Here is a 20,462-nt window from a genome sequence, read left to right as displayed (position 1 = left end):
GATGAGTACCGACGATAAACGCATCCGCGAATTTGCCTATCAGATCTGGGAATCGGAAGGAAAACCCGAGGGTCATGAAGCCCGGCACTGGGAGATGGCTCGCAAACTGGCGGAAGCCGAAGCTTTGGCCCCCAGTAAATCGCCCAAGGCGGCCGGCAGCAAAACGGCAGGCACCAAACCTGCCGTCAGCAAAACCGCCAACGGCAAGGCTGGCGAGCCGAAAACCAAAGCCAAGGCAAAACCCGTCGCGGCGGCAAAGGTGATCCCGCCCGGGGAGAAATCCACCGAGAAGAAACCTCGCGCAGCGCGTAAACCGCCTGCGGCCTGACACTTCCCGGCACTGTCCTGACTGAAACTCGTGGCGAGTCCCCTCTCGCCACCGTGGGCTCGCTTGCCCACGATAATCTGCTCTTGTGGGAGCGAGCCTGCTCGCGATGGACGTTAACGACAACGCGTTTTTTACTGATTGAACGCATCGCTCTTGAGTCCATCGCGAGCAGGCTCGCTCCCACAAAGTGCGAAGCAGCTATCGGATAACTGACTGGCCCTGGCCACGCAGCGTCCCCCCTTTTTGCAGGAGCATCTATGACCAGTCCCAAAAAAGCCGCGCCAGAACCTCAAGCCGAGGCATCGCGAATCCGTGAAGGTCTGCCCTTCCCGCTGGGCGCCACCTGGGATGGCCTGGGGGTCAACTTCGCTTTGTTTTCCGCCAACGCCACCAAGGTCGAACTGTGCATTTTCGATGATGCCGGCGAAGTTGAACTGGAGCGCATCGAACTGCCGGAATACACCGACGAGATCTACCACGGCTACCTGCCCGACGCCCATCCGGGGATGATTTACGGCTATCGTGTCTATGGCGCCTATGACCCGAAAAACGGTCATCGTTTCAACCACAACAAACTGCTGATCGACCCCTACGCCAAACAACTGGTCGGCCAGTTGAAATGGTCCGAAGCACTGTTCGGCTACACCATCGGCCACCCCGACGCCGACCTCAGTTTCGACGAACGCGACAGTGCGCCGTTCGTGCCCAAATGCAAGGTGATCGACCCGGCACACACCTGGGGCCACGACCATCGCGTCAGCGTGCCGTGGGACAAGACGATCATTTACGAAACGCATGTGCGCGGAATCAGCATGCGTCACCCGTCCGTCCCCGAGAACGTGCGTGGCACCTTCGCCGGGTTAATGGTCGATGACGTGCTGGAACACATCCGCAAGCTCGGTGTGTCGAGTGTGGAGTTGCTGCCGATTCACGCGTTTGTGAATGACCAGCACTTGCTGCACAAAGGCATGACCAATTACTGGGGTTACAACAGCATTGCGTTTTTCGCGCCGGACCCGCGCTACCTGGCCAGCGGCAAGATCGCCGAGTTCAAGGAGATGGTCGCGCACCTGCACGAGGCCAATCTGGAAGTGATCCTCGACGTGGTCTACAACCACACCGCCGAGGGCAACGAACAAGGCCCGACGCTGTCCATGCGCGGCATCGACAACGCCTCTTACTACCGCTTGATGCCCGACGACAAGCGTTTCTACATCAACGATTCCGGCACCGGCAACACCCTGGACCTGAGTCACCCGTGCGTGCTGCAAATGGTCACTGACTCCCTGCGCTACTGGGCCACGGAAATGCATGTCGACGGTTTCCGCTTTGACCTGGCGACCATTCTCGGGCGCTACCACGACGGGTTCGACGAACGTCACAGTTTCCTCGTTGCCTGCCGCCAGGACCCGGTGCTGCGCCAGGTAAAAATGATTGCCGAGCCATGGGACTGCGGTCCCGGTGGTTATCAGGTCGGTGGCTTTCCGCCGGGCTGGGTCGAGTGGAACGACAAGTTCCGCGACACGGTCCGCGCGTTCTGGAAAGGCGATGACGGCCAACTCGCCGACTTCGCCAGCCGCATGACCGCTTCCGGCGAGATGTTCAACCAGCGCGGTCGGCGCCCGTATGCGTCGATGAACTTCATCACCGCCCACGACGGTTTCACCCTCAATGACCTGGTGTCGTACAACGACAAACACAACGAAGCCAACGACGAGAACAACCAGGACGGCAGCAACAACAACCTGTCCTGGAATCACGGCGTCGAAGGCCCGACCGACGACCCTGAGATCAACGCGCTACGCCAGCGGCAGATGCGCAACTTCTTCGCCACGCTGCTGCTGTCCCAGGGCACGCCAATGCTGGTGGCCGGTGACGAGTTTGCCCGCACTCAGGAGGGCAACAACAACGCCTATTGCCAGGACAGCGAAATCGGCTGGGTCAATTGGGACCTGAGCGAGGACGGCAAGGCCTTGCTGAAGTTCGTCAAGCGCCTGATCAAGTTGCGCCTGGCCTACCCGATACTGCGCCGCGGACGCTTCCTGGTGGGCAATTACAACGAGGACATCGGGGTCAAGGACGTCACCTGGCTGGCGCCGGACGGCAGCGAAATGAGCATCGAACAATGGGAGGAAGCACACGGCAAATGCCTCGGCATGTTGCTCGATGGCCGCGCCCAGGAAACCGGGATTCGTCGCAAGGGCGGTGATGCCACCTTATTGTTGGTGGTCAACGCGCACCACGACATCGTCAACTTCACCCTGCCGGAAGTGCCGGATGGCGGGTTCTGGACCTGCATGATCGACACCAATCAACCGTCGATCCGCGGCCAGGAACGTTTTGAGTTCGGCCACGAATATTCGGTCACAGGCCGGTCGCTGCTGCTGTTCGAATTGCAGCATGAGGAAGAAGAGTGAAATGGACCTCGAGGCGTTTCTTCATCACCGGGCACCGGACTACACCGACACTCAGGCATTAGGTCGGTGCCTGCGGTCGTTGGTTGACGCAGGTCTCGATCAGCTGCCACTGCCTGGCAGCGGTCGGACGCTGGAACGGTTCCAGCGATTGGCCGACGTCGGCGGGCATGATCTGGGGTTGTGCAAGTTGTACGAAGGGCATACCGATGCCTTGGCGATCATTCAACAACTTGGCGGCTCGCCCACGCCTTCCAGCACGTGGGGGATGTGGGCCGCCGAACCGCCGGATGCGCGGGTGCGGGTCAGTTCTCAAGGTCAGAGGGTTGAACTCAATGGCCGCAAGGCCTGGTGCTCCGGCGCGGCGGTGCTGAGCCACGCCTTGCTCACCGCGTGGGATGACCGGGATCGTCAGCAATTGGTGGCAGTGGCGCTGGATCAGCCGGGCGTGATCGTCACTGGTCACGGTTGGCAAGCCGTGGGTATGGGCGCGACCGGCAGCGTCGAGGTGCTGTTTGAAGGCGCCGAAGCACAGGCCATCGGCAATCCCGGCGACTACCTGCACCGCCCCGGTTTCTGGCAAGGCGGGATCGGCATTGCGGCGTGCTGGTATGGCGCGGCACAAAGCCTCGCAGAGCGATTGCGCGGTCACTGCGCGCATCACCAGGAACCGCATGCCCTCGCCCACTTGGGCGCCGTTGACAGCGCGTTACAGGCCGCTGCGGCAGTTTTGCGCATCAGCGCGTTGACCCTTGATGCCGCGCCACTCGACGATGCCGAACTGCTGGCTCGCCGCGCCCGCGCGGTGGTCGAAAACAGCGTCGAACAGGTGATTCAGCATGTGGGCCACGCCCTCGGTGCCGGCGCTTATTGCAAGGATCGGCAGTTCGCCCGACTGATCGCCGACCTGCCGGTGTTTCTGCGCCAGAGCCACGCCGAACGCGACCTCGCGGCCCTCGGCGAACAGGTCATTAACGGAACATGGACGTTATGAAAACCAACCCCATCGTCGGCCAGGGCACGCCGTTGCATCTGTGGCAAACCTCCAGGCATCTGGCGCAATTACCGGCGATCGACATTCTTGATCTGGTGCCTGAGGGCTCCCGAGCGGTGATCATCGCCCCTCACCCGGACGACGAAGTGCTCGGCTGCGGCGGTTTTCTGCAATTGCTCGCCGCTGCTGGCCGCCCGCTGCAACTGATCTCGGTCACCGACGGCAGCGCCAGCCATCCCGGCTCTCGACGCTGGCCGGTCGAGCGCCTGAGCGCGGTCCGTCCGCAGGAGTCGGTCGAAGCGCTGCGTCGCCTCGGTATGCCCTTGCACAGCCTGAAATGGCTGCGCGGCGGGTTCGCCGACAGTCGCGTCGCGGCGCGGGAAAGCGCATTGATCGAATTCATAGAACGTCATCTGCGCGCCAACGATGTGGTCTTCACCACGTGGCGCGAAGACGGTCATTGCGACCATGAGGCGGTCGGTCGTGCCAGCGCCGAGGCGGCGAAACGCGTCGGCGCGCGCGTGCATGAGCTACCGGTCTGGACGTGGCACTGGGCAACCCCTGAAGACAGTTCCGTGCCCTGGCACCGGGCGGGGAAGGTTCTGTTGAGTCCGCCACTGGTCGCGCGCAAGCGGCACGCGATTCACGCCTTCGCCAGCCAGTTGGAAGGCGACCCGCGCATTGGCTTGCCGCCGGTGCTGGCGCCGTATGTGCTGGAACGTTTGCTGCAACCCTTCGAAGTGGTGTTTCTATGAGTGTCGAGGATCGTTATTTCGACGGATTGTTTGCCGGGAATGATGACCCCTGGGCCTTTCGTCAGCGCTGGTACGAACAACGCAAACGCGCAATCACCCTCGCCGCGTTACCCCGGCCTCGCTATCGTGCGATCTTCGAGCCCGGTTGCGCCAACGGCGAACTCAGCGCCGAGCTCGCCACCCGCTGCGATCGTCTGTTGTGTTGCGACACCGCAATGGCTGCCGTATCGCTGGCGCGCACGCGCCTGAACCTGTTCGAGCACGCAGAAGTCCGCCAAAGCCGCTTGCCGGACGATTGGCCAAACGAACAGTTCGACCTGATTGTGCTCAGCGAGGTCGGCTATTACCTGGATGCTGACGACCTCAAACACCTGATCGAGCACATCACACAATCACTGACCGCTGACGGCCAATTGCTCTCCTGCCACTGGCGCCCGCCGATCGAAGGCTGTCCGCTGAATGCCCGTCAGGTCCATGACTTGCTCCACGAGCATTTGCACCTGCCGCGCCTGGTCCTGCATCAGGAAGCCGATTTTCTGCTGGAGCTGTGGAGCCGCGAACCGCGCTCCGTGGCGGCTCTGGAGGGTTTGCGATGATTGGCATTCTGATCCCGGCGCACAACGAAGAAGCCTTGCTCGAAGACTGCCTGCAAGCCGCCCTGCGCGCCGCGCAACATGAGCTGTTGGGCGGTGAAACGGTCGAGGTGCTGGTGGTGCTCGACAGTTGCACCGATCGATCGTCAGACATCGTTGGCCGTTACCCGGTCCACTGCCTGCACATCGACGCGCGCAATGTCGGTCAGGCCCGCGCCGCCGGGGCGCGATTTCTGCTGGATCGCGGGGTGCGCTGGATATCCTGCTCCGACGCCGACAGCCGGGTGGCCCACGACTGGCTGGTGGCGCAACTGTCGCTCGATGCCGACGCGGTGTGCGGCACTGTCACCGTGGACGCGTGGCATGAGTCGTTCGATGAGTCGGCGCAGATTCGCTATCACCAACACTATCAGGCCCGTGACGGCCATCGGCATGTGCACGGCGCCAATCTGGGCATCAGCGCCGAGGCCTATAGGCGTGCCGGTGGTTTTAATCCGTTGGCGTGCAATGAAGACGTGCAACTGGTGCGGCAACTGGAACGTTGCGGCGCGACGATCGCCTGGAGTCACCGACCACAGGTGCTGACCAGCGCCAGGCTCGACAGTCGGGCGCGAGGCGGTTTCGGTGACTATTTGCGCGATTTGGCTCAACCTGGATAAAAATGCGCACCGGTGGGAACATCGACGCGACGAATAGCGTGACTTGAGCAATACTCTGTTCGCGGCAATCCAGGGTTCGGAGAGCGGCACATTGCTATCAACCAGAACAAGGACGTAGCCCGATGAAACCTGTTTCCATCAGCGACAACAGCCTGGCAGCGCAGATCTGGAACAACGCGCCTCAGCTGGACAACATTCCCGTCATCAACACCCAGACCCTGGTCCCGCCCGGCGCGCGCGCCGTGGTGATCGCGCCGCATCCCGGCGATGAAGTCGTGACCTGCGGCGGACTCCTGCAATTACTCAGCACGCTGGGCCATCCCCTGCAATTGATCTCGATCACCGACGGCAGCGCCAGCCATCCGGGGTCGCAGCAGTGGTCGGAGAAACGCCTCAGTGTGTTTCGTCCCCAGGAAAGCGTTGAAGCCTTGCGCCGCCTCGGTTTGCCGATGCACAGCCTGAAGTGGATTCGCGGAGGTTTCACCGACAACGCCTTGGCCGAGCGCGAGCTTCAAGTGACTCAATTCATCGCACGGTACTTGCGGCCCGGTGACGTGGTGTTCAGCACCTGGTGCGAGGACGGCAATGTCGACCACGACGCTGTCGGCCGCGCCAGTGCCAAAGCCGCCGCCTCGGTCGGTGTGGCATTTAACGAAGTGCCCGTCTGGGCATGGCACTGGCCCGCGCGTGATCGAGGACTGATCCCGTGGCATCGCGCCCGCAAGATCCGCCTCGACACCTGGACCGTCGCACGCAAAAGCCACGCCACCCACGCCTACGCCAGCCAGCTCGACGGCGAACCCGCCATCGGCATCGCCCCGCTGCTACCCCGAGTGCTGCTGGAGCGCATGCGGTTGCCGTATGAAATCGTCTTCGTCTGAACCAACCCCTCCTGTATGGGCCGGCTTGCCGGCGATGAGACCCTTGAGCCTTGCGCTATTCTTGAGTACACCATCGCCGGCAAGTCGGATCGCCGCACCGTAGCGTCTGTGGATGGCAATGCCGAGGGCACTGTCGCTCAAACTGAACTGCCCGCCCCCACATCAGTCGCATACCTAAGCAAGCCTGATTCAGAGGAGTGAAAGTGACCAGTGATTCCAAGCGCCAGACCGTCGAATCGACGCCATTGAACACGCCGCCGGCGATTCATCGACTCAGAGTGCTGACGGTCAACACCCACAAGGGTTTCACCGCGCTCAACCGGCGCTTCATTCTCCCGGAGCTGCGTGAAGCGGTGCGCAGTACGTCCGCCGACCTGGTGTTCCTGCAGGAAGTCGTCGGCGAACACGAACGTCATTCTTCCCGTCTCAACAACTGGCCGCAGACCTCTCAATACGAGTTCCTGGCCGACAGCATGTGGAGCGATTTCGCCTACGGCCGCAATGCGGTCTACCCCAACGGTCACCACGGCAATGCGCTGCTGTCGAAATACCCGATCCGTGAATACCGCAACCTCGACGTCTCGATCACCGGCCCCGAACGCCGTGGCCTGCTGCATTGCATTCTCGACGTACCCGGACACGCTGAAGTCCACGCGATTTGCGTGCACCTGAGTCTGCTGGAAAGTCATCGCCAGTTGCAGCTTCAGTTACTCTGCCAACTGCTCGAATCACTGCCCGACGATGCACCGGTGATCATCGCCGGCGACTTCAACGACTGGCAGTTGCAAGGCAACGCCGCCCTCGCCCGTCACGACTATCTGCACGAAGCCTTCGAGCGCCACCATGGTCGTCCGGCAAAAACCTACCCTGCACGGTTTCCATTACTGCGCCTGGACCGGATTTATCTGCGCAATGCCAGCAGCCATGAACCGCGGATATTGGGCAGCAGGCCGTGGACGCATCTATCGGATCATTTGCCGTTGGCGGTGGAAGTGCATCTTTAAGGTTTCAGGGTTGATCCGTTGAGCATCATTGATATTGACAGTAATGTTCAACGAGATGTTATCGGCAATCTCGCCGCTCACATCGTTTTTTGGACCGACTGTCGGCTGCTTGAACACTTCTGGGGCAGTGCTTCCACGATGATTTTTCGTACAAACAAGAACTTATATAACCGCGAAAAAACAATCAGTTGCATAGGCTAAATTAGTCATACCGCTTATCGTTCATTTTCTTGACGCAACGCCATCAGTCTTCTTAGCTTCACCTTACTACCCCCGGAAGTAACACCTGAGGCAAACCATCAGACACCCGTGAAAACGGGCGGGTCAAGGCTTGCCCCACGCCATTCGGTCGCCCCTCATTCGGGGTAGGAGAGACGCCAGAGCGAGATACCGCATGCGACAGCAAGGTAGACCTCCATGAAAACTTCATTCACCCAACAAGAGATCAAAGTTACTTTTTGCACTGTCTCGAGTTCGCTCCTGCTGTGCTCATCCATGGAAGTGCAGGCCTCGCCTGCCGAGGAAGAAACAACCCCCTGGTATGACCAGGAGGTCCCGGTGCTTACCTTGCCCGCTCTCGCTACCACCTATCCCGGCCGCTTCAACGCCAATCCTGATTTGCGAAGTTCACGCCTGACCATCGAAGACGCTGCGCCGTCAGCCTGGGATCAGCTTTATGGACAGGCATCGCGTCAGGCACAATCCGATTATCTGTCCCAGGGATTCAGCATTCCTGGCGCCCACGAATTCAAAGGCCCGGCGATCCTCACCCTGCAAAGCGGCAGCGGCCATACCCAGCAGGTCGGGCTGATCGGCGGCGTGAGCCAGTTTCAAGGCAACAGCAACGGCCTGCTGACCAATCGCGCCCTTGCCGCCCCTGCCACCGACACCCTCAACCTGCAAGGCCAGAGCCTCGGCGCCTATTGGAGCCTGACCGGCCCACAGGGCTGGCACGTGGATTTGACGGCCAGTGGGGGGCGGGTCAACGGCTTCAGCCGCAATGAACAGGGCGCCCGACAAGCCACCGAAGGCAGCGCGGTCACCTTCTCGGTGGAAGGTGGCTTCCCGATTGGTCTGGGCGACAACTGGGTGGTCGAACCCCAGGCGCAGTTGATCAATCAGCGCATCACCCTTGACACCCCGTCCGCCGGCTCCGGCAATGCATCGTCCAGCGACCTGACGTCCTGGAGCGGCCGGGTCGGTGCGCGGTTGAAAGGTAGTTACGACATCAACGGCCTCGGGGTCGAGCCGTACGTGCGGACCAACTTGTGGCACACGGTGTACACCGGCAATACCGTCACCCTGGATCAAGTCGACAAGATCAGCAGCAGCCGCAACTCATCGACAGTCGAAGTGGGTTTGGGTCTGGTGGCCAGAGTGACTCCCGCCGTGAGTCTGTACGTCAGCGCCGATTACAGCAGCGATGTGGATGAAAATGACTTGAATGGGCTGATTGGCAGCCTTGGCGTGCGGATGCGCTGGTGAGCGTCAACTGTCAAGAAATGCGTTGCCCGGGCTGACGCTATCGCGAGCAAATCGGGTCGCCACACCGCCGCTCCCACAGGTACAGCGTGATCCCTGTGGGAGCGCATGGCAGCGACGCGGTTTCAGATCAACCCTCCGGCCTCAACATCAACACCGCCAACGGTGGCAAATTCAACACCAGTGATAGCGCCTGACCATGGCTCGCCTCTTCCTCGGTAAACGCCCCGCCGCTATTCCCATAATTCGACCCGGCATACGTCGCCGCGTCGCTGTTGATTACCTCAGTCCAGCGCCCCGCAAACGGCACGCCGATGCGATAGGCCTGGCGCGGCACCGGGGTGAAGTTCGCGACAACCAGCACCGGACGCCCGTCCTTGCTCCAGCGCAGGAACGCATAAACGCTGTTGATGGCGTCATCGCCGATCAGCCACTGGAACCCTTGCGGCGCGTCGTCCTGGTCATGCAGCGCCGGTTCTTCGCGGTACAGCCGATTCAGGTCGCCCACCAACGCCTTCACACCCTGGTGTTCCGAATATTGCAGCAAGTACCAATCCAGCTGCTGATCGTGATTCCACTCGCGCCACTGGCCAAACTCGCAGCCCATGAACAACAGTTTCTTGCCCGGATGCGCCCACATGAAGCTCAGGTACGCGCGCAGGTTGGCGAATTTCTGCCAGCGGTCGCCGGGCATCTTGTCGATCAGCGAGTGTTTGCCATGGACCACTTCGTCGTGGGAAATCGGCAGGATGAAGCGCTCGGACCAGGCATACACCAGACCGAAACTCAGTTCGTTGTGGTGATGCGCGCGGTACACCGGATCCTGCTGGATGTAATGCAGCGAATCGTGCATCCAGCCCATGTTCCATTTGTAATCGAACCCCAGACCGCCCTGTTGCGTGCTTTGGCTCACGCCCGGCCACGCGGTGGATTCTTCGGCAATCACCAGCGCGCCGGGCGCTTCAAGGTTGACCACATCGTTGAGGTGACGCAGGAAGTCGATCGCTTCGAGGTTTTCCCGGCCGCCGTGACGGTTCGGCACCCATTCATCTGCCTTGCGCGAGTAATCGCGATACAGCATCGACGCCACCGCATCGACACGCAGGCCATCGACATGGAAATGCTTGAGCCAGTGCAATCCCGACGCCAGCATGTAGCCGTGCACTTCGGTGCGGCCGAGGTTGTAGATCAGCGTGTCCCAATCCTGATGGAAGCCTTCCAGCGGGTTGCCGTACTCGTACAACGCGGTGCCGTCGAATTGCGCCAGACCGTGAGTATCGGTCGGGAAATGCGCCGGGACCCAATCGAGGATGACGCCGATGTCGGCCAGGTGACAGGCGTTGACGAACGCGGCGAAATCATCCGGCGAACCGTAGCGTGCGCTCGGTGCGAATTGCGAAAGCAGTTGATAGCCCCACGAACCGCCGAACGGGTGCTCCATGATCGGCATCAGTTCGATGTGGGTGAAACCCAGCTCTTTCACGTACGGGATCAACCGTTCACCCAGTTCGTGCCAGGTGTACTGGCGCGCGACTTCGCCCAGATCGTCCAGCTCGCACTGCCAGGAGCCGGCGTGCAACTCGTAGATCGACAGCGGTGCGCTCGGTTGTGAACGCTCGACGCGTGCCTGCATCCACTCGTGATCCTGCCATTCAATGCTCAATGGAGAGGCGACTTTCGACGCCGTGTCCGGCGGCAACGTGGTGGCCAGCGCCATCGGGTCGGCCTTGAGCGGCAGAATGCCGTGGGTACCGAGGATCTCGTATTTATAAGCCTCGCCTGCCTGCAGGCGCGGGATGAACAGCTCCCAGACGCCGGTCGGGTGACGCAGGCGCATCGGGTGCCGACGGCCGTCCCAGTTATTGAAGTCGCCGACCACCGACACCCGTTTGGCGTTGGGTGCCCACACGGCGAAACGCACGCCGTCGACGCCCTCGACGGTTGTCAGCTGCGCACCGAGGCAACTGCTCAAGTCGCGGTGATTGCCCTCGGCGAACAGGTACAAGTCCATTTCACCCAACAAAGGACCAAAGCTGTAAGGGTCCTCGGAAACCTGTTCGCCGCCTGCCCAACGGGTGCGCAGCACATAGGGCTGCGCGCGCTCGAAATGCCCGACAAACAACCCCGGCGTCTGGGTGGCTTCCAGGCTGCCAAGTTCCTCGCCGGAGTCCTTGGACAGCACCTGCACGCTCAGCGCGTCTGGCAGATAAGCCCGAATAAATTGCCCGCCGGCGCCATCGCCATGGGGGCCGAGGATTGCAAAGGGGTCGTGATGTTCGGCGCGCACCAGGGCGTCGATGTCCCGCGATCTGGGCAGTAACGCCTCTTTAGCGTGACCCTGTTCCTTGTTCGAGAAACTCATGACTACTCTCCACCAAGATCGGAAAAGGGTTTAAGCCCACTCAATAGTCCATATAAACCGTGCAACGGCACAGGCAGCCAAGTGGGCCGATTCTCTGCCTCATAGGCCACCTCATACGCCGCTTTCTCCAGACCGAACAACGCCAGCGCGGCGTCCTCGCCTTCCGGATCTTGCCATGCATGAGCAAGACTAGCTGCCGCCAGCCGATAAGCGTCGACAAATGCCTGTTTCGCCTCATTTAAATAGCGATCCGAGACCCGTAACCGTGCTGCCTGGGCCTCGGCGGTGTTATCGACGTTGTGCACGTTGATCGCCATGGCGGCCGCGTAATCGAACGAGCGCAAGACACCGCTGACGTCCTTGTAAGGACTGTGCTTGCCGCGTCGCTCAGCCAGTGGACGTGCCGGCTCACCTTCAAAGTCGATCAGGTAAGCGTCGCCCTTGATCACCAGCACTTGCCCGAGGTGCAAGTCGCCATGGACACGAATGCGCAAACCACCGATCGCTTTTTTGCCCAGTTCCTGGACGTGGCCGAGGATGGCTTTTCTGTTGTCCAGTAAACGAGTGACCAGGGTTTTGTCCGCCGGGTTCAGTTGGTTTTGATGCTCTTTGAGCAACTTCAGCGCGTGCTCCAGTTGCGCGGCGACATCCTTGGCCGAAGCCAGGGCCTCTTTTTGCGTAGTGACTTGCGGAGCGAAGTCCGGATTGTCCGTCGGCGCTGCCAGTACCTGATGCATTTCCCCCAAGCGCTGACCAAGCATGCCGGCGAAGTCACGCAGTTCGCCGAGGGCGTTGTAGTGCTGTTCCTGCTCCGACATGGCATCGGCGAGTTCATCGCGCAATGCCCGTTCGAGGTTGTTCTGCGTCCACTCCCACGCATCGCCCTGATTGCTCAGATAGCCTTGGGCGATCATCAGCAGGTTGTCTTCGCCCTTGGCATCGCGGCGCACCACCGACCCCAGCAACGGCGAGATATTGGCGAAGCCTGCACCGGTCAGGTACGCACTCATTTCCAGTTCCGGATGCACGCCCGAGGCGACCTTGCGGATCAGCTTGAGCACCAGGCTGCTGCCGATCACCACCGAGCTGTTGGACTGTTCGGCCGACAGGTAACGCACTTCCGATTCAACCGTCAGGCCCAGTTTGCCCAGCTCGGCAGTCGGCTCGAAACGAATCTCGCCGCCATCGGAAGGCAACACGGTGTTGTCCTGCATGCCTTGCAGGACAGCGCGAATGAAGTGTTCAAGACTGAATGCATCGGTGATCAAACCCACTTGAGGCCCGCGCCGAACCCGAGACAGCGCCAGTTGCTGCGGCAACGCGGGGCCCACCTGATCGTCCGCAATGAAGCCGAACGGCAGCTGATAACGGCTGGTCTGTCCGCCGCTGGTGACTTCGATTTCACTCAACAGCACCGGATGCAGCGCATCACCGAAGCGCACGCCGTAGGCCAGGTTGACCTTGTCGATGGACTTGTCTTTGCCGGCGAACCAGCGGCGGTTTTGCAACCAGTTCGGCAAGATGCCCTGCTCCAGCGTGTCGCGGGACGGCGCTTCAAGCAGTTCCTCCATGCGTTTCTTCAGTACCAGGGTAGTGAAGTCCGGCAGGCTTTGCGCCGGCTCGACATGCCAGCTAGGCATCTGGTTTTCTGCGGCCAGCGCAAACCAATAGAAACCATACGGTGCCAGGGTCAGGAGAAAATTCAGCTGACCAATCGGTGGGAACGCATTACCGCCGAGCATCTCAACCGGCACCATGCCAACGTAGGCCGACAGGTCCAGCTCTGCCGCTTGCGCGCTACGGGACACGTTGGCCACGCACAGGATGATCTCGTTCTTGCCGTCGGCCCCGGTAAATTCACGGGTGTAGGCCAGAATTCGACGATTGCTCGGCGACAGCATTTTCAGCGTGCCACGGCCGAAGGCCTTGGACTGCTTGCGCACCGCGAGCATGCGGCGGGTCCAGTTCAATAACGAATGCGGGTCGCCGGCCTGGGTTTCGACGTTGACCGACAGGTAACCGTATTGCGGGTCCATGATCGGTGGCAACACCAGGCTCGCCGGGTCGGCGCGGGAGAATCCGCCGTTACGGTCGATCGACCACTGCATCGGCGTACGCACGCCGTCGCGGTCGCCGAGGTAGATGTTGTCGCCCATGCCGATTTCATCGCCGTAATACATCGTCGGCGTACCAGGCATAGACAGCAGCAGGCTGTTGAGCAATTCGACGCGACGACGGTCACGCTCCATCAGCGGCGCGAGGCGACGGCGAATCCCCAGGTTGATCCGCGCTCGACGGTCGGCGGCGTAGTAATTCCACAGGTAATCGCGCTCCTTGTCGGTGACCATTTCCAGGGTCAGCTCATCGTGGTTGCGCAGGAAAATCGCCCACTGGCAGTTGGCCGGAATTTCCGGGGTCTGACGCAGAATGTCGGTGATCGGGAAGCGGTCTTCCTGGGCCAGCGCCATGTACATCCGTGGCATCAGCGGGAAGTGAAAGGCCATGTGGCATTCGTCGCCATTCAGGCCTTTTTTATCGGTGTCACCGAAGTACAGCTGCGTGTCTTCCGGCCACTGATTGGCCTCGGCGAGCAGCATGCGATCGGGGTAATTGGCGTCGATTTCGGCCCGAATCTGCTTGAGGACGTCGTGGGTCTCGGGCAGGTTTTCGTTGTTGGTGCCATCGCGTTCGATGAGATACGGAATCGCATCCAGACGCAAACCGTCGATGCCCATGTCCAGCCAATAGCGCATCACCGACAGCACGGCTTTCATGACTTGCGGGTTATCGAAGTTCAGGTCCGGCTGGTGGGAATAGAAACGGTGCCAGAAGTACTGGCCGGCGACCGGGTCCCAGGTCCAGTTGGACTTTTCAGTGTCAAGAAAGATGATGCGGGTGCCATCGTATTTTTGATCGTCATCGGACCACACGTAAAAGTCCCGCGCCGCCGAACCGGGTTTGGCTTTACGCGCACGCTGGAACCACGCGTGCTGGTCCGAGGTGTGGTTGATGACAAGTTCGGTAATCACCCGCAAGCCGCGTTTGTGCGCTTCAGAGATAAAGCGCCGGGCATCGGCCATGGTCCCGTAATCGGGATGCACGCCGCGATATTCGGCGATGTCGTAACCGTCATCGCGCCGTGGCGACGGATAGAACGGCAACAGCCAGATGGTATTGACGCCGAGGTCGGCAATGTAATCGAGTTTGGCGATAAGGCCAGGAAAGTCGCCGATCCCGTCATTGTTGGAGTCGAAAAAAGACTTAACGTGAACCTGGTAGATCACCGCATCCTTGTACCAGAGCGGGTCCTTGATAAAGGTGGCAGCCTTGGGTTTCTTCGCCATTTGGAACTCCTGTTGAATTCGAAAAATCCGCCGGGCCTAGCCCCTCCCTGTGGGAGCGAGCCTGCTCGCGAAGACGATGTAGCAGGCGACATGGATGTTGGATGTGCTGACCCCTTGGCGAGCAGGCAGCTCCCACAGGTGCCGGGGCTAAGCCGTGATGCGCCAAATCCCGAACGGCTGATGTGCCGGGTCGATCCGCATGAACTGGTACTTGCCGTGCCAGGTCCAGCGATGACCACTCATCAAATCCTCGCCCTGGGTGCTGGCGTCGTCAGGCAAACCCATTTCCCACAGCGGCAATTCGAAATTCGCTTCCTGAACGTTATGCGGATCGAGGCTGACGGCCACCAGAATGAAATTGCTGCCATCCGCGCTGCGTTTGCCGAAATACAGAATGTTGTCATTCCAGGCGTTGTAGACCGTAAGCCCTAAATGCGTGTGCAACGCCGGGTTTTGCCGACGAATACGATTGAGTTGCGCGATTTCGGCGATGATGTTGCCAGGCGCATTGAAGTCTCTTGGACGAATCTCGTACTTCTCGGAATTGAGGTATTCCTCCTTCCCCGGCACGGGTGCGGCTTCACAGAGCTCAAACCCGGAATACATGCCCCACAACCCGGAGCCCATGGTCGCCAACGCTGCGCGGATGAGAAAACCGGCGCGTCCCGACTCATGCAAAAACGCCGGGTTTATGTCGGGGGTGTTGACGAAGAAATTCGGCCGGTAGCATTCGCGCCACGGCGACTCGTTCAACTCGGTGAAGTACGTCGACAGTTCGTACTTGGTGTTGCGCCAGGTGAAGTAGGTGTAGCTCTGCGAGTAACCGACCTTGCCCAGACGCGCCATCATTGCCGGCGTGGTAAAGGCTTCGGCGAGGAAGATCACTTCCGGGTACAGCGCCCGTACATCGGCGATCAGCCATTGCCAGAACGGCAGCGGCTTGGTGTGGGGGTTATCGACGCGAAAGATCTTCACGCCCTCCTCGACCCAGCCGACCACGATGTCGCGCAATTCGACCCAGAGGCTAGGAATCGCGTCAGCGGCATAGAAGTCGACGTTGACGATGTCCTGATACTTCTTCGGCGGGTTCTCGGCGTATTTGATCGTGCCGTCCGGACGCCAGTTGAACCAGCCGGGATGCTGTTTGAGCCACGGATGATCCTGGGAACACTGGATGGCGAAGTCGAGTGCGATTTCCAGGCCATGGTCGGCGGCTGCGGCAACCAGCCGACGAAAGTCTTCGCGGGTGCCCAGTTCCGAGTGGATCGCCTCATGCCCGCCCTCTTCGCTGCCAATGGCATACGGGCTGCCCGGATCGTCAGGGCCGGCGGTGAGGGAGTTGTTCGGGCCTTTACGGTAGCTGCGTCCGATCGGGTGGATCGGCGGAAAGTACAGCACGTCAAAACCCATGTCCTGAATCATCGGCAGCCGCGAATGCACGTCGTTAAAAGTGCCATGACGGGCCGGATCGTCGGTGATCGAACGCGGAAACAATTCATACCAACTGGCGAACTGCGCGATCTCACGTTCGACGTCCAGCGGATACTCGGGGCTGAGGCTCAAATAGGCGCGGTGATCGGCCTGAGCCATCAGATCAGCGCTGCGATGGTGCAGAAACAGCGCCACCTGCTCGATTTCGAGTAACCCGGCCAGTTCGTGGTGCAGCGCTGCCAACGCTTCACTCAGTTGACCTTCGGAGCGTTCGGCTGCCTGTTGAACCAGGGTGCGACCTTCCTGCAACTCAAGACTGACGGGCACCCGGGCCGAGTGCTTCTTCTCCAGCTCATAGCAGAAGCTGGCGAACTGATCGATCCAGGCCTCAATGCAGAACACATAACGGCCCTGACGCGCGACGCGGAATTGGCCTTGATACCCGTTATTGCCCAGCTCACCCATGACTTCGCTTTGCCAGGCGTCATCATCGGCAGCACGCCAGCGAACCCGAACGGCCAGTTTGTCGTGCCCGTCGGCGAAGACTTTACTCGTGACCACCACGTCTTGTCCGATCACGGCCTTAACGGCGAATTGCCCGCCATCAAGGGTCGGCATGGTGTTTTCAATGGCGATGCGCGGCAGCAACAAGGCCTGCGACAGCGGCATATGAGGGTTGTAGTTCAGCTCTGTCGGTTTTTCTGCAGTCATCGAGCATCTCTCCTTTACGCCCCATGGACGCTCTTGTACCTGATCGTCGTTCGCGCAAGGCCAGCGGCCCCGGAATGAACTCACTTAGGTTCCGAGCGACAGGCCTCGGTAAAGTTCACGTGGATTTGCCCGGATCTTCGGTGGAATCAATTCCTGTGCGCGGTGGTCAATCCACTTAAGCACGACTTGCGCCATCTGCCACTGGAGGCTTCAACGATGAGTATCCCAATCCCGGCCGAAACGCCTGATCCGAATATCGATAGCCCGACGATTCCACCGACTGAACCTGCGCCGGTGCCCGAGCAGGAACCGCCAGGGACCACCCCGCCACCAAGGGAAGATCCGCCGGATACGATGCCGCCGGTGATTGTTGTGCCGGAGTGATGATGGCTCTGATGCGCCCTCGCCGCATTGTAGGAGCGAGCTTGCTCGCGAAGATCGTCAACGATAACGCCGCAAGCTTGAACCCCAACGCGAGGTCGGGCGTTTCGCGAGCACGTTCCTACAAGGTTTTTTCCCAGAACGGTGTAGTACCGATCCTGTAGTGACATTTCCCGCTATCGAATGCTTTACGAAATCCCCTTGCATGCTCTTAGATACCCCAGTCCCTTAAGCCAGAGCATCCAGCCATGTCATCAATATTTTTCAGTGTCAGCAGCTTTACAGAAAGCGTGAGCGCACAACGATCTGCGCTCAACCGTGAATCACTGAGCGACGGCTGGCCTGAAAGTGAAACTATTCAACTACGAGCTACTTTATTTCATGATCGATCGCGAGCAACCGGAAAAGGCCGTCAAGAGCTCACTCGCTCACGACATTGACCTGCGTTATCGGAGCTTCGATTTCTCCCAAAACGAGTTGGCAAATGAAAACCATTGGGACGTCCAATCGGCATTGAATATGACCGAACCTGAACCGGCATCTGAACGGGCACCTAATAGTCGCTAAGGTTTATCTTCCGAATCGCTTTTTTCGAGCATCCTCACAATCCTCGGCATCACACTAAAGATCACCAACGCCAGCAACGTACTGAACACCGCCGTCGCCTCACGCCCCAGCCCGGCGGAAACACCAATGGCTGCGGTCATCCACAACCCGGCGGCGGTGGTCAGGCCTTTCACGTGGCCCTCATCGCCTTCCTGGTTTTTCAGGATGGTCCCGGCGCCGAGGAAGCCGATCCCGGCGATCACCCCTTGCACCACGCGGCTCATCGCATCGGCCTGAGAGCCGGACATCTGCGGCACCAGCACAAACAGCGCGGCCCCCAGCGCCACCAGCATGTGCGTACGCACACCGGCGGCCTTGCCTTTGTGCTCGCGTTCAAAACCGAGAATCCCGCCCAACACGGCGGCTATCAACAGTCTTACCGTGATACGTGTCAGTTGCGAGGCGTCGCCGATGTCGGCGAACTCCGCTTGCAGCGTCACCCAAACCTCATGCCACCAGGCGTCCATGGTGCAATCCCTGTAAATGTTCGATAGAGGATGGACCGCGCCGACCATTAATCGGTTGCACAGAACGATGGCGGCGGGATGTGCCCTAACAGTTAAGACTCCGCAGAAAAAAGGACCTCTCCATGACTGTGCGCATCGAAAACCAGACTTGCTTCTTTACCACGGAGAACGGCGAAGAAATTCGTCTGTGTCCCGACGTCACCATCGTCACCGACGGCGCCAAAGCCATGTCAGCGGTGGACATCAACGGCCAGCGCATCTACATCACCGAAGCAGAAGCCGATGCATTGACCGTAGCAGGCGCCGTGGACGGTCGCCGGCATTTGAAGGCCACCGACAGTGATTCGGTGATTTGACTGACCCCGATCAACATCGCGCGCGGGCGTCTGATATAGGCGTCCGCGCCCCGTTTTGACGGGTGCATCAACTTGTCGCAGGGTGTGGTTCAACATTCATCTGATCCGCTTTTTATTGCGATACCTGAGTCTGTTATGCAAACAGATCGCCGCTCATAGTGCTCATGCCTGATGGAGGCTGAAGAGCGAAAGACCATGAGCGAGAGAATCCCCGTCCGAACCGTAGAACCCGACTCATTTGTAAAAATCGAGCCTTCGCGTCCAAAGATGAAGGCCAAATCCAGCGACAACCTGATCCACACCCGTAGCTTCACCGGCCTGTACCGCACCCTGCGCATGAGCGGTGCGGGTTTTCTGTTTCTGCTGTTTTTCGGCACCGTGTGGTTGAACTGGGGCGGCCGTCAGGCAGTGCTCTGGGACCTTTCTGAAAGCAAATTCCACATCTTCGGTGCTACTTTTTGGCCGCAGGATTTCATCCTGTTGTCGGCGCTGCTGATCATTGCGGCGTTTGGCCTGTTTGCGATCACCGTGTTTGCCGGCCGTGTCTGGTGCGGCTACACCTGCCCGCAGAGCTCCTGGACCTGGATCTTCATGTGGTGCGAGAAGATCACCGAAGGTGAGCGCAACCAGCGGATCAAGCTGCAAGCCGCGCCCTGGGGTCTGAACAAACTGATGCGCCGCGCCGCCAAGCACACATTATGGCTGGCGATCAGCTTGCTGACCGGCCTGACCTTTGTTGGCTACTTCACGCCGATCCGGCCGCTGGCCGAAGAACTGCTGACCTTGCAGATCGGCGGTGTCAGCCTGTTCTGGGTGCTGTTCTTCACCGGTGCGACCTACATCAACGCCGGTTGGCTGCGCGAAGCGGTGTGCATGCACATGTGCCCGTATGCGCGGTTCCAGAGTGTGATGTTCGACAAAGACACCCTGACCATTTCCTACGACGTCGCCCGGGGCGAAAACCGTGGCCCGCGCAAACGTGACGTGAAACCTGCCGACGCCGGCCTCGGCGACTGCATCGATTGCCAACTGTGTGTGCAGGTCTGCCCGACCGGCATCGACATTCGCGATGGCTTGCAGATGGAATGCATCGGGTGCGCCGCGTGTATCGACGCCTGCGATTCGATCATGGACAAAATGGGCTATGCCCGCGGGCTGATCAGCTACACCTCGGAGCACGAGTTGCAGGGTGGCAAGACGCATCTGCTGCGGCCACGGCTGATCGGCTACACCGCGGTGTTGCTGGTGATGATCGGCGCCCTCGCCCTCGCGCTGGTGGAACGGCCGATGGTGTCGCTGGACGTCAGCAAGGACCGTGGGCTGTTCCGCGAGAACAGCCAGGGGCAGATCGAAAACATCTACAGCCTGAAAGTCATCAACAAGACCCAGCAACGTCAAGACTACCGATTGACCCTGGTCGATGGCGACGGCTTCCAGCTGCAAGGCAGGACCGAACTGAGCCTGGCCCCGGGGGAAATTGTCGACGTGCCGGTGTCCGTCGCCATGACCACGGAACGGCCGAGCAGCAGCTCGCAGAGCATCAGCTTCCAGATCGTCGACAGCGATGAGCCTGATGTTTACAGCGTGGCCAAAAGCCGGTTTGTTGCGCCGATGAACCGTTGATCCCTTAGACTGCATCGCCAGCAAGCCGGCTCCTACAGAATTGCGCAGACCTGTAGGGGCTGGTTTGCTGG

Annotated in this window: 16 protein-coding genes; 12 read left to right on the top strand and 4 right to left on the bottom strand. The window is 60.2% G+C overall.

The genetic code is table 11. The annotated features are described in order from the left end of the window. The first annotated feature begins 1 nt into the window (after position 1). The 9 genes from Q7W83_RS14235 (at position 2) to Q7W83_RS14195 (ending at position 9,113) form a co-directional block, all read left to right on the top strand. Entirely contained in the window at positions 2-328 is a 327-nt protein-coding gene (locus Q7W83_RS14235; RefSeq protein WP_473656223.1) for a DUF2934 domain-containing protein, read from the top strand. Between the two features lie 257 nt (positions 329-585). Beyond that, positions 586-2,745: a glycogen debranching protein GlgX gene (glgX, locus tag Q7W83_RS14230; RefSeq protein WP_150633665.1), complete on the top strand. Its 2,160-nt coding sequence runs from the start codon at positions 586-588 to the stop codon at positions 2,743-2,745. Position 2,746: 1 nt separating this feature from the next. Next, complete coding sequence (locus Q7W83_RS14225) at positions 2,747-3,736, top strand: acyl-CoA dehydrogenase family protein (protein WP_473657626.1); 990 nt, start codon at positions 2,747-2,749, stop codon at positions 3,734-3,736. Beyond that, positions 3,733-4,491 carry a PIG-L deacetylase family protein gene (locus Q7W83_RS14220; protein ID WP_458377465.1) on the top strand — a complete coding sequence of 253 codons (759 nt, stop codon included), beginning with the start codon at positions 3,733-3,735 and terminating at the stop codon, positions 4,489-4,491. Before Q7W83_RS14225 ends, Q7W83_RS14220 begins: the two co-directional genes overlap by 4 nt. Then, entirely contained in the window at positions 4,488-5,087 is a 600-nt protein-coding gene (locus Q7W83_RS14215) for an SAM-dependent methyltransferase (protein ID WP_458377466.1), read from the top strand. The genes Q7W83_RS14220 and Q7W83_RS14215 overlap by 4 nt, the downstream gene beginning before the upstream one ends. Beyond that, positions 5,084-5,743, top strand: coding sequence for a glycosyltransferase family 2 protein (locus Q7W83_RS14210; protein ID WP_150633662.1), 660 nt, complete (start codon positions 5,084-5,086; stop codon positions 5,741-5,743). Before Q7W83_RS14215 ends, Q7W83_RS14210 begins: the two co-directional genes overlap by 4 nt. A 122-nt stretch (positions 5,744-5,865) precedes the next feature. Next, the gene (locus Q7W83_RS14205) at positions 5,866-6,624 is read left to right on the top strand and encodes a PIG-L deacetylase family protein (protein ID WP_150633661.1); all 759 of its coding nucleotides are present in this window, start codon (positions 5,866-5,868) and stop codon (positions 6,622-6,624) included. 203 nt (positions 6,625-6,827) lie between these two features. Further along, complete coding sequence (locus Q7W83_RS14200) at positions 6,828-7,628, top strand: endonuclease/exonuclease/phosphatase family protein (RefSeq protein ID WP_150633659.1); 801 nt, start codon at positions 6,828-6,830, stop codon at positions 7,626-7,628. 417 nt (positions 7,629-8,045) lie between these two features. Beyond that, the gene (locus tag Q7W83_RS14195) at positions 8,046-9,113 is read left to right on the top strand and encodes an autotransporter domain-containing protein (protein ID WP_150653329.1); all 1,068 of its coding nucleotides are present in this window, start codon (positions 8,046-8,048) and stop codon (positions 9,111-9,113) included. Between the two features lie 127 nt (positions 9,114-9,240). Here the strand turns inward: Q7W83_RS14195 and glgB are convergent, their stop codons facing one another. From glgB to Q7W83_RS14180, 3 genes are all read right to left on the bottom strand, one after another. Then, positions 9,241-11,472: a 1,4-alpha-glucan branching protein GlgB gene (gene glgB, locus Q7W83_RS14190; protein WP_473656222.1), complete on the bottom strand. Its 2,232-nt coding sequence runs from the start codon at positions 11,470-11,472 to the stop codon at positions 9,241-9,243. Positions 11,473-11,474: 2 nt separating this feature from the next. Continuing rightward, complete coding sequence (treS, locus tag Q7W83_RS14185; protein WP_473656221.1) at positions 11,475-14,816, bottom strand: maltose alpha-D-glucosyltransferase; 3,342 nt, start codon at positions 14,814-14,816, stop codon at positions 11,475-11,477. A gap of 147 nt (positions 14,817-14,963) precedes the next feature. Beyond that, entirely contained in the window at positions 14,964-16,958 is a 1,995-nt protein-coding gene (locus Q7W83_RS14180) for an alpha-1,4-glucan--maltose-1-phosphate maltosyltransferase (protein WP_150639161.1), read from the bottom strand. A gap of 216 nt (positions 16,959-17,174) precedes the next feature. Between Q7W83_RS14180 and Q7W83_RS14175 the strand changes: the two genes are divergently transcribed. Further along, the gene (locus tag Q7W83_RS14175) at positions 17,175-17,342 is read left to right on the top strand and encodes a hypothetical protein (protein WP_473656220.1); all 168 of its coding nucleotides are present in this window, start codon (positions 17,175-17,177) and stop codon (positions 17,340-17,342) included. A gap of 560 nt (positions 17,343-17,902) precedes the next feature. Here the strand turns inward: Q7W83_RS14175 and Q7W83_RS14170 are convergent. After that, positions 17,903-18,412: an MgtC/SapB family protein gene (locus Q7W83_RS14170; protein WP_150633654.1), complete on the bottom strand. Its 510-nt coding sequence runs from the start codon at positions 18,410-18,412 to the stop codon at positions 17,903-17,905. Positions 18,413-18,534: 122 nt separating this feature from the next. On the opposite strand from Q7W83_RS14170, the gene Q7W83_RS14165 reads away from it, so the two are divergent. Further along, on the top strand, positions 18,535-18,768 hold the full coding sequence (locus Q7W83_RS14165; RefSeq protein WP_150633653.1) for a DUF3203 family protein: 234 nt from the start codon (positions 18,535-18,537) through the stop codon (positions 18,766-18,768). A gap of 195 nt (positions 18,769-18,963) precedes the next feature. Further along, positions 18,964-20,391 (top strand): cytochrome c oxidase accessory protein CcoG, encoded by a 1,428-nt coding sequence (ccoG, locus tag Q7W83_RS14160; protein ID WP_150633652.1) that lies wholly within the window; start codon positions 18,964-18,966, stop codon positions 20,389-20,391. The last annotated feature ends 71 nt before the right edge of the window (positions 20,392-20,462 follow it).

Source organism: Pseudomonas sp. 300, assembly GCF_055803035.1.
This window is presented reverse-complemented; position numbering and strand designations above follow the sequence as displayed.